Consider the following 9,886-nt stretch of genomic DNA (forward strand, 5'->3'; position numbering starts at 1 on the left):
CCCGGGGCCTTTGGGGCCACCATCACGACATCCACGGATTCCTTTGGTCTTATCAACCCGTAGTGTATCGTGAAACCGTGGGCGAAATCCACCGTGACATCTTCACCTAGATTGGGCTCCACCTCCTCCCTCCAGACGTCTGGCTGGACCATGTCCGGCAGCAGGTAGAGGATCACATCCGCCTCCGCGACGGCCCTGCCTATCGGGAGCACCCGGAAACCCTCCCTCTCGGCCAGCTCATAGGAGCTCCCCCTCCTGGCGCCAACTAGAACATCAAGTCCGCTGTCCCTCAGGTTTAGGGCCTGGGCCCTCCCCTGTATGCCGTAGCCGATCACAGCTATCCTCTTCCCCCTGAGGGGATCTAAGCTGGCATCGGATTCCGTGTAGATCCTGGCCATAACATCACCCCACGACCGGAGGCTCCAATGCATTCAGGTCGTCGAGTAGCTCCACTTTCCTCACCTCGGGCAGGTTGAAGACCTTCCTGACGGTCCACTCTATGTCTTTTAGCCTTCCCTCCACCCTCATCATGACTAGCACCTCCCTTCCAAAGAACCTGGCCTCCATTCCCCTTATCTCGGCCCTGCTCCTCCTGAGCACGTTCACCAACCTCAGAAACTGATCTAGGGATCCGAAGAGTCTGACGCTAACGACCCTCTCAACGCTAGCGTTCAACCTCTCCATTCAAGGCTCACCTCCATCCGGGGTGGGAGGACGGCCTCAGTGAGCCACTTCCCCGGCTGCACCCAGGGCAGTACTATGTCCGTCTCGCTGTCCATCAGTAGATCTACTATAAGGGGCTCATCGTTCCTTGCGGCCCATTCAACCTTGCTTGCGAGCTCCTCGTAGCTCTCTGGTCTGGAATACTCGATTTCATATGCGCGGGCTATCCCCTCCAGGTCGGGGGATCTCCTGAACTCCGTCGCTATTATCCTCCCCCCGTAGAGGAACCTCTGCCAATGCTTGACCAGCATCAGGGCCCTGTTGTTGAACACGACCTCGATGAAGGGGAGGGAGTACTCCCTGACCAGGGCCAGGTTGTTGAACGTCATCTGGAAAGAGCCATCGCCGTCGATGCAGAGGACCCTCCTCTCCCTCGCCGCTATCTTCGCCCCCAGGGAGGCGGGTATGCCGAACCCCATCGTGCCCAGCCCGGCCGATGTTATGAAGGTGCCTGGGACCAGGACGTCCCAGTGGAGCTCCGTCCACATCTGATGGCTGCCTACTCCCGTTACGGTTATCGAGTCGGCCGGTAAGACCCTCCTAAGCGTCTTCAGGACCATCCAGGGTACCATTCCCCTGAAATCCTTCGCCCACTCCTCCAGGGATCTCTCGAACTCCCTCCTTATCTCCCTGAGCCAGGAGAGGTATCTATCATCCCTGCGCACCTCAATGTCCCTCACTAGCTCTATCATCATCCTAAGCACCTCCTTCACATCCCCCAATACTGGCACGGATGCCCTCACGTTTTTCCCGAGCTCGCTGGGGTCGAGGTCCACGTGAACGATCACCTTCTTCGATATCTCCCCGAAACTCCCCACGGTCCTGTCCGAGAACCTTGTGCCCAGAGCTAGCACCAAGTCGGCGTTGGCCAGGGCTGCATCGGCCTCAGGCCTGCCGTGCATTCCCGCGACGCCCAGGACGAGGGGATGACTGGAGGGCAAAGCTGCCTTCCCCATGAGCGTCGTTACCACCGGTATTGAGAGCATCTCGGCCAGGGCGAGGACCTCATCGTGAGCCCTGGCAACCCCAACCCCTCCCCCAACGAGCATTACCGGCCTCTCAGCCCTGAGGAGGAGCCTGCAGGCCTCCCTCACCCTTTCGACTTCCGGGCGAGGCGGGAGGTACTTAGAGATCTCAATGGGTAGCTCCCTGCTCTCACGGGCCTCGGCCACCTGAACGTCCCTGGGAAGGTCAATTAGCACGGGACCGGGCCTGCCCGAGGTGGAGATGCGATAGGCCAGGTCGACGGCAGGTACGGCCTCCCCAGGGTCCCTGACCTGGTAGGTGAACTTGGTCACCGGGGCCGCCATGCCGAATATATCGGCCTCCTGGAAGGCGTCCCTCCCGAAGACCTCCGTCGGAACCTGGCCAGTTATTGCGAGCACAGGTGAGGAATCCATGTAGGCGTTGGCAAGGCCCGTTAAGATGTTCGTGGCCCCGGGGCCGCTCGTCGTCAGGACGACGCCGGGCCTCCCGGTTATCCTGCCGTAGGCGTCCGCGGCGTGCGCGGCCCCCTGCTCGTGCCTGAACATGAGGACCTCGATGGACTCATGGTGGTAGAGCGCATCGTACAAGGGCATTATGGAGCCGCCTATGACCCCCATTATCACACTGACACCGCGGCTCTCGAGTGAGGAGGCGAGGGAATCAGCTACCCTGTTCATCGGGGACCTGCTAGTTGGATCAACAATCCCACCCCTGATGTGTGGGGCTTTAACGGTCCGTCCATTTATAAAACTTTCGTTCAGTCACGCTCGAGCGCGGGCTCCTGACCCCGATCGGGTCGCTCAAGAGCGGCCTCGGTGCAGCATCACCTCATTGACTCGAACCCTTTCAAGGATAGCGCCTCTCCGGTGGCTGGGAGGATGGACGTGACCAGGGAGGCGATATTTCGAGTATTGTGGTGAGGTGAACACGGAGAGGGTCTGCCTTGCCAAGAGGAGGTGCAGGGAATTGGGAGTTGAGAAGGTTATAATCGCATCGGAGACGGGCAGGAGCGCGCTTAGGGCCCTTGAGGTGTTCAGGGGCGAGGACGTGAGGATCCTGATGTTCACTCACTATCCCGAGACCACCTGGGGGCCTAGGGGGGAGATCCCCGATAGGGCTCATGAGGAGGGAGTACTCCAGGATAAGGGAGAGGCTGTTGAGGGAAGGAGTCAAGATAATCCAGGGCACGAGGTCCTTCGCCCCTCCCTCGAGGTTCCTGAGGTGGGATTATCCCACGCCAGAGGCCATAATAGATAGGACGCTCGAGATATTCGGCTCAGGCACGAAGGTGGCCGTCGAGGCCGTCGTCATCGCCACGGATGCCGGTGAGGTTGAGGAGGTCGTATCATGCGGTGGCACATACAAGGGCCTGGACACAGCGCTGGTCGTCAGGGCGGCGCACAGCGCTAACTTCTTCCGGGAAATTCACCGTGAGGGAGATAATCGCGAAGCCCCTGTGCAGGGTGGAGAGGTTTCCGGAGTACGAATCTGAGAACTGGAGGGGGAACTTGGATGAGTACTACAGGCTTGAAGGTTGATCAGGGCATCTGATGATTCGAGGCCTCAATGCGCCTTGAGGTATGGCGGGGGATTAGCGATCCTCGGCTCGGCGGACACAAACCCTATAAAAGGTTGGTCCACAGCTCTCCCATGCGCCCTAGGGATGCTACACCACTGATCCTAGCGCTCGCACTGCTCCACCCTATTCTGGTCAGCTGCGAGCCGGAGGGGAATCTCACGAGAGAGATCGGGGAGGGAAAGGTGGCTGTGATGTTCTGGAGCAGGCTCTGCTCGACTTGCGAGGAGATCATGCCCCACTGGATTGAGCTGGAGAGGAACCCGCCTGAGGGGGTGAAGGTGATCGACGTGGAGCTGGTTCCGGGTAGGACCGACGAGCTGTTCCTCAGGCTCGGGATAAGGGAGACCCCGACATTCATACTGTTCGTGAACGGTGAGGAGGTGAAGAGGTTCAGCGGTCATCCGGGAGGCGAGCCGGCAGAGTTCCTCAGGAGATGGATGACGGAGGATGAGAGACCCATCCTCGGCGAGCTGGTATCCTTCTCCGCGCTCGGGGGGATGATAGCGCTCTCCCCCTGCTCCCTTCCCCTCATGATGTCCCTCTCCTCCCTGGCGAGGCTGCGAACAAGGAGGAGCTACGCGACCTGCTTCCTGGCGACCACGGCCGGCATCCTCACCCTGGGCCTTCTCGTGCTAGTGGCATCCTCACTGGCCATATGGCTGGCGAGGTGGGTCACCAGGTTTTTGGCAGTGGCAGCAGTATCCCTGGGCATTTACTCCCTGATCCTACCCGAGAGGTCCTGCAAGCTCCCCGGGAGGGACCCGGTGGGCCGCCTAAGGGGAGGACCTCTGGCTTGCTTCGGCGCGGGCCTTGCGATGGTCCAGTGCAACTTCCCCCTGCTCACAGGGTCGCTCATACTCCTGGGCTCACTCAGGGATATATCCCGGGGGATCATGGGGCTGGCATCCCTCTCCCTGAGCCTGGGCCTTGGATTGGTGATCTTGGCAGCGACCTCGAGGAGACTGGCGGCCGGATTCAGCGGAGGGATGAGGAGAGTCCACCTGACCAGGCTGGGGGGCGCCCTGCTCGCGGCGATGGGCATCTACATACTACTCTCCTACTGAGGCGTCTGATGAATTAAATTTTTATTTATAACGCATCAATTTATAGTTTTTAACAAAAAAGCGGCCGGGAGACATACGTAAAAATTTTTAAATCAAGGTTCGGGGAGTTGGCGAGTGAGCGGGGGTGCCATAAGCAGCTACAGGGAGGAGATAGTCAACGGCCCGATAATGAGGACCTTCTTCAAACTCGGTGTACCTCCCCTGATAACTAGGTTGATAGAGGTGTCTTATAACGTGCTAGACGCCTTCTGGCTGAGCATGTACAGCGACCTGGCCGTGGCGGTGCCCAGGCAGGTATGGCCCGTCATCTTCCTCTTCAGCGCTCCGATGAACGCTCTGAGTGCGGTCGGGATGAGCGTCATCTCGCAGTACGTTGGCATGAGGGATTACAGGAAGGCCAGCATATCGGCATCTAGGCTTCTAACATCCTCCCTCCTCATGGGATCCCTCTTCTTCCTCCTCCTATTTTCACTTAGGGGCTACATATTCTCCGAGATCATCTCGACCCCTGAGGAGATATACGAATGGGTCATGGATTACTCGGCCGTGATCTCCCTGACTTTATTGCTGCAGTACATCTCTCTTTCCTATCAGACGATCCTTCAGGCCGTTGGGGATACCAGGAGGCCGGCGGTGATAAACGCCGTGGCGATATCCATCAACACTGTCCTGGATCCCCTTCTGATCCTGGGGATTCCCCCTTTCCCCAGGACCGGGGTCTTGGGCGCCGCCCTGACGGACCTGCTCGGCGCGGCAATTAATGCGTTTGCGCTCCGCGGGCTCATCAGGAGGTATCGGGACATGGAGGTCGGGCTGACCTGGGACTTGAGCGGGGAGTGGATCAACCTGAGCTTGAGGATCGGCCTACCAATACTCAGCATGGGTCTCATGAACAGCCTCGCCTTCATTGCCCAGCTCAGGCTGGTGAACGCCCTCGGGGTGCTGGTGGTGGCCGCCTACTCGATAGGATTCGTGGTCGCGGATATAGTTGATGCGGCGCTCTTCGGCTTGACAGGGGCCTCTGCGATAATGATAGGACAGAACCTAGGGGCTAACAGGGCTGAGAGGGCCAGGGAGATCTCCCTTAAGGCATCCCTGACGGTCTTCTCGCTGATATCCCTAGGAGTGCTGATGGTCTTCCCGCTGAGGGTCAGCCTGGCCGATGCGTTCACCGACGATGAGGCAATACTGGCGGAGGCCGACGCGTTCCTTGTATACCTAATACCTACACTCCCCTTCTTCGGTCTCTTCATGGTCGGCATGTCGGCCGGCAGGGGCTCCGGGAGGACCCTCGTGCCTACCTTGATAGGGATATTCAGGCTCTGGATCGTGAGGATAGGGCTGGGCTATCTGATGGCCTTCCCGATGGGGATGGGATCCCGGGGGATGTGGCTCTCGATATCCCTGAGCAACCTCCTGGCGGGACTCTTTTCCCTCATCTGGCTGGCCCGCGGCAGGTGGAACGTCCCTATCGTGAGGGGAAATCGGGGGCTGGATGAGGGACCCTGAGGACTCGTATCTGAATCCCGGAGGAATCGCATACCGGCAGGGCTCGGCTGATCAGGGAATGTTGGAGAGCACCAGCTGAGGCGCCAGCCACAGGAGTATAGGTATGCTCAGCCCTGGAAGAGCCCTCTTCCTCCTCGTGAGTATGTATATCGTCAGGACGATGCCGGAGTTGAGCAGGGTCATGGGGATGAGGCAGAGCGGGCAGCGGATGGATCTGAATGAGACAGCCGAGGCCATCGAGTAGCAGAAGACGTCACCCAGCCCCATGCCCACGTCACCCTGGAGGACCATGAGGGCTCTGAGGGGCTCCCTGGACACGGAGAAGAGCTTGCTTAGCGGTCCCCTGAAGACGGAGTAAGTGTCGTAAACGGAGAGGAGGGCCAGGAGGAAGTATATGAATGTGTCATTGAAGAGGGTGGCGAAGAGGTAGGCCATGGAGGCCGCGAGCAGGGACTTGGCCAGGTTACCCAGTAGATCCTCCCTGAAGCTCAGCCAGGCCATCAGGATCGAGAGGGCCAGCTCCAGGGACCAGTGAACCTCCAAGTAGTAGCTGAGAAGGGTGTCCAGGGATATGAAGGCGGAGTAGACGAGCACAAGGGAGGTGAGGACCTTCAAAGCGAGCTCCCTTCCCCTGTGAATGAGATAGACCATTAGAAGGGCTGCTAGAGAGACGAAGGCCACGTAGAAGAGCGAGAGGCCTATGGACTCTCCCACCCCCAGCTCCATCGCCGGGGAGGGCCTCGTGCTCACCACAACCAGGATCGCGAAGGCCTGGGCCAGCAGGGGCCACACGATCACGAGGGCTCTGTCGCTCATCCCATCGGCGCCTCCCCCCATGATTAAAAATCGTGATGCTGGGTCGATGCCGATCCTCGGCATTAGAACTTTCCGATGCGTTCAGCTTATGCTCACTTCTGTCAGCTCAACTTAAAATAACTATCCCAGAACTAGTCGGGGGATCATGAAAGCCATAGAGGTGGAGGGGCTGGAGAAGAGGTACGTGACTTACCTGAGGAGGGGGATCCGGCGGGAGAGGAGCGTGGTGCATGCACTCAAGGGTATCTCCTTCTCCGTCGAGAGGGGAGAGGTCTTCGGCTTGCTTGGACCAAACGGCGCCGGGAAGACGACTACCGTGAAGATACTGAGCACTCTCCTCCTCCCGGACTCCGGAAGGGCCACCGTCATGGGATACGATGTGGTCAGGGAGCCCAAGGAGGTCAGGAGGAGGATAGGGGTCTCTCTCTCCGTCGAGAGGGGATTCTTCTGGAAGCTAACGGGGAGGGAGAACCTGAGGTACTTCGGGATGCTCTACGGTTTGGACGGGGGTGAGCTGAAGGGGAGGGTGGACTCCCTACTGAGGCTGGTTGGCCTGGAGGAGCTCGGGGCCTCAGATAAGCTTTACGAGGAGTACTCCACCGGGATGAAGGCCAGGCTAAGCATAGCCAGGGCCCTGCTGACTGACCCTGAGGTGCTGATACTGGATGAGCCCACCCTGGGGCTGGATCCGAACTCCGCCAGGATGGTGAGGGAGCTCATGATCAGGCTGGCCCACGAGGAGGGAAAGACCGTGCTGGTGACGACCCACAACATGTTCGAGGCCGAGATAATGTGCGATCGCGTCGCTATAATGAATGAGGGAAGGATAGTGGCCATGGACACTGTGGAGAACCTGAAAAGAATTGTGGAGGGGGAAGTGACGATAGAGGTCCTCCTGATGCTCCCGGCCAGGCTCAGCACCTCTGAACTCAGGGAGGAGCTTCACAGGGGGATCGGGAGACCCGTGGAGGTTATGATCGCGAGCGAGGAGGTCAGGGTGAGGGTGAGCTCAACCCAGGCTGAGGTGGAGGGGCTGACACAGGTTCTGCTGGGCAGGCTCCACTCCCTAGGCTGCGGCGTGAGGAGGGTGGAGGTGACGGAGCCATCGCTCGAGGACGTCTTCGTTAAGCTCACCGGGGGGAGGGGATGATGGGCCTGGCATCCCTCTTCAAGTCCGGGATCTTCCTGGACCTCTACTTCGTCAAGAACAACAGGGCCAACCTCTTGGCCTTCCTCCTCTGGCCCTACCTGATGCTCTCGCTCGTGCTAGGCGCGGGCCTCCTCTTCGGCTCCGCGCAGTCCTTCAGGACCAACGTGGGCTCGGACGTCGATCCGGTGATCTTCTTCGTCTCCTCCACGCTGATAGCCTCGACATCCCTCTCGGTGATGTGGGACGTCGGGGGCTCCGTCCTCCTTCACAGGTGGGCCGGGACCCTGCCTTACGTTCTCTTGGCACCCCACAGGACATCGACCATACTCGTGATGTCCTACGTCCCCAGGTACATCTTCTGGAGCTTCGTTCAGCTGGCAGAGTTCCTGCCGCTCCTCTTCTGGAGGAAGGGAACCGGAATGCTCCTAGATGCCGGTTTCATGGCCGCGGCTATACTCATGGGCATGCTCCCTCTCCTCGGCTTCTCCGCCATATTCGCCTCCCTCCTCCTCATGGTGAAGGAGGAGAGCAACATACTGAGCTGGCTCAACCCCGTGATACTCATACTCTCCGGAGCGTTCTACCCATCCTACCTCTTCCCCCTCTGGGCCAGGGTCATATCTCAGCTCCTCCCCACGACCTACACCTTCGAGCTGGCCAGGCTCTCAGCGCTGCTCTCCACTCCCGTCCTGAGGGAGGCCTTGACCATAATGGGCGTGCTGCTCGGCATGGCAGCCCTCTACAATGCCCTGTCCTACGCGGCCATGGGGGAGGCTGAGAGGAGGGCCCTGGGGGGCGGATCAATATGATCAGGATCCTTATCTGGCTTCATCTCCTCAGGCTTTGGAGGCTCAGGTACAGCTTCCTGAACATGGTGGTGTCCAACGCGATGTGGGTCCTGCTCCTGATACTGGGGGTGCTCCTCTTCGTCCCCAGGGGGGAGCTTGATATGGCCCTAAGGTCAGCTTACTGGACCATAGCCTGCTGGAGCGTGATCTCAAACTTCTCCAGCCTCGTCGGGGGATGGTCCAACTTCTTCATCTCAATAGGGATGGTGGAGGAGCACCTGATGAGGGGCATATCCCCGTTCTACGTGATAGGAGGAAGGCTGATAGTGGCCACCATAGTTTCCTCGCTCACAATAGCCCTCATGGGGATCCTGGTGGGAGCCCTCTTCTCGGTTGACATGTTCTCCCTCCTCAGCCCTGAGCTCGCCCTCCTAGGGTTCACTGTGGTCTCTCTGGAGAGCCTCCTTTACGGGCTCACGATATCGGCCCTGGCCATGAGGACAAGCGTCTCCGAGCAGTTCCTGGAGATACTGAACTTCTCCACCGTGGGAGTGCTCATAGTCCCCACGAGGGTCATACCCGAGAACATGAGGTTAGTTTACCTCGCAATACCCTACGTGGCCCCGGCTTACCTGCTGAAGGTGAGCGCGGGCTCGGAGTCAGGTTCCCTCATCGGCTTCGCTGTCCTGATATCGATCCTGGAGACCCTAATCCTCCTCTCGCTCACGATCATGACGATGAGGAGCGTGGAGAGGTACCTGAGGAGGAACGGGGTGAGGGCGATAGGCTTCTACTGAGGGCCCATCGAACCCTTTTTATCTTGATGATGATCGACATAGCGATGACCATGCGCAAGCTGAGGGTCGCCTTCATTGGTGTCGGGAACGTCGCCTCAGCTGTCATTCAGGGCATACATTACTACAGGAGCAATCCAAAGGCGGATGGGCTCTGGCACCCGGAGGTAGGGGGCTTCACGGTCGACGACCTCGAGGTCGTGGCGGCCTTCGATGTGGACGCTAGGAAGGTGGGAAAGGATCTATCCGAGGCGATATTCTCGGAGCCAAACTCCACCATCAAGGCCATTGAGGTTCCCAGAACTGGGGTGGAGGTCCGGAGGGGGATCCTGAGGGATGAGCTGAACCCCCACATGGCCTCCTCCATCAGGGTCGTTGAGGGCAGGGAGGAGGACGTGCTCGAGGCCTTGAGGGAGAGCGGGGCTGATGTGGTAGTCAACGCGATATCCAGCGGTCTCGATGGGACCTCCAGGGCC

At 59.3% G+C, this 9,886-nt stretch carries 11 protein-coding genes; 7 read left to right on the plus strand and 4 right to left on the minus strand.

All coding sequences use genetic code 11. The features are described from left to right. The 3 genes from BA066_05000 to ilvB all read right to left on the minus strand — a co-directional run. A partial coding sequence (locus BA066_05000) for a ketol-acid reductoisomerase (GenBank protein RDD53318.1) occupies positions 1 to 398 on the minus strand: 398 nt, incomplete at its 3' end. A gap of 4 nt (positions 399 to 402) precedes the next feature. Next, the gene (locus BA066_05005) at positions 403 to 684 is read right to left on the minus strand and encodes a hypothetical protein (protein RDD53319.1); all 282 of its coding nucleotides are present in this window, start codon (positions 682 to 684) and stop codon (positions 403 to 405) included. After that, positions 672 to 2,387: a biosynthetic-type acetolactate synthase large subunit gene (gene ilvB / locus BA066_05010; protein RDD53320.1), complete on the minus strand. Its 1,716-nt coding sequence runs from the start codon at positions 2,385 to 2,387 to the stop codon at positions 672 to 674. The genes BA066_05005 and ilvB overlap by 13 nt, the downstream gene beginning before the upstream one ends. A gap of 244 nt (positions 2,388 to 2,631) precedes the next feature. Between ilvB and BA066_05015 the strand changes: the two genes are divergently transcribed. From BA066_05015 to BA066_05025, 3 genes are all read left to right on the plus strand, one after another. After that, positions 2,632 to 2,967, plus strand: a complete 336-nt coding sequence (locus tag BA066_05015) for a hypothetical protein (protein ID RDD53321.1) — start codon at positions 2,632 to 2,634, stop codon at positions 2,965 to 2,967. A 309-nt stretch (positions 2,968 to 3,276) separates the two neighbouring features. Beyond that, the gene (locus BA066_05020; GenBank protein RDD53322.1) at positions 3,277 to 4,353 is read left to right on the plus strand and encodes a hypothetical protein; all 1,077 of its coding nucleotides are present in this window, start codon (positions 3,277 to 3,279) and stop codon (positions 4,351 to 4,353) included. Positions 4,354 to 4,467: 114 nt separating this feature from the next. Continuing rightward, complete coding sequence (locus BA066_05025; GenBank protein RDD53323.1) at positions 4,468 to 5,862, plus strand: MATE family efflux transporter; 1,395 nt, start codon at positions 4,468 to 4,470, stop codon at positions 5,860 to 5,862. 51 nt (positions 5,863 to 5,913) lie between these two features. On the opposite strand, the gene BA066_05030 is transcribed toward BA066_05025, so the two are convergent. Further along, entirely contained in the window at positions 5,914 to 6,699 is a 786-nt protein-coding gene (locus tag BA066_05030; GenBank protein ID RDD53324.1) for a hypothetical protein, read from the minus strand. A gap of 124 nt (positions 6,700 to 6,823) precedes the next feature. Here BA066_05030 and BA066_05035 point away from each other — a divergent pair, with 124 nt between their 5' ends. The 4 genes from BA066_05035 to BA066_05050 all read left to right on the plus strand — a co-directional run. Further along, entirely contained in the window at positions 6,824 to 7,828 is a 1,005-nt protein-coding gene (locus BA066_05035; GenBank protein ID RDD53325.1) for an ABC transporter ATP-binding protein, read from the plus strand. Further along, a complete protein-coding gene (locus tag BA066_05040) occupies positions 7,828 to 8,637 on the plus strand; it encodes an ABC transporter permease (GenBank protein RDD53326.1) in 810 nt (269 codons plus the stop codon). Before BA066_05035 ends, BA066_05040 begins: the two co-directional genes overlap by 1 nt. Beyond that, positions 8,634 to 9,413 (plus strand): hypothetical protein, encoded by a 780-nt coding sequence (locus BA066_05045; protein RDD53327.1) that lies wholly within the window; start codon positions 8,634 to 8,636, stop codon positions 9,411 to 9,413. Before BA066_05040 ends, BA066_05045 begins: the two co-directional genes overlap by 4 nt. Positions 9,414 to 9,439: 26 nt before the next feature. Beyond that, a partial coding sequence (locus tag BA066_05050) for an inositol-3-phosphate synthase (GenBank protein ID RDD53328.1) occupies positions 9,440 to 9,886 on the plus strand: 447 nt, incomplete at its 3' end.

This window comes from Candidatus Korarchaeota archaeon NZ13-K, assembly GCA_003344655.1.
In the GTDB taxonomy this organism is placed as follows: domain Archaea; phylum Korarchaeota; class Korarchaeia; order Korarchaeales; family Korarchaeaceae; genus Korarchaeum.

Coding starts and splice junctions, on each gene's coding strand:
- BA066_05005 (RDD53319.1), bottom strand. CDS start 684: ATGGAGAGGTTGAACGCTAGCGTTGAGAGGGTCGTTAGCGTCAGACTC.
- ilvB (RDD53320.1), bottom strand. CDS start 2,387: ATGAACAGGGTAGCTGATTCCCTCGCCTCCTCACTCGAGAGCCGCGGT.
- BA066_05020 (RDD53322.1), top strand. CDS start 3,277: ATGCGCCTTGAGGTATGGCGGGGGATTAGCGATCCTCGGCTCGGCGGA.
- BA066_05030 (RDD53324.1), bottom strand. CDS start 6,699: ATGGGGGGAGGCGCCGATGGGATGAGCGACAGAGCCCTCGTGATCGTG.
- BA066_05035 (RDD53325.1), top strand. CDS start 6,824: ATGAAAGCCATAGAGGTGGAGGGGCTGGAGAAGAGGTACGTGACTTAC.
- BA066_05040 (RDD53326.1), top strand. CDS start 7,828: ATGGGCCTGGCATCCCTCTTCAAGTCCGGGATCTTCCTGGACCTCTAC.
- BA066_05045 (RDD53327.1), top strand. CDS start 8,634: ATGATCAGGATCCTTATCTGGCTTCATCTCCTCAGGCTTTGGAGGCTC.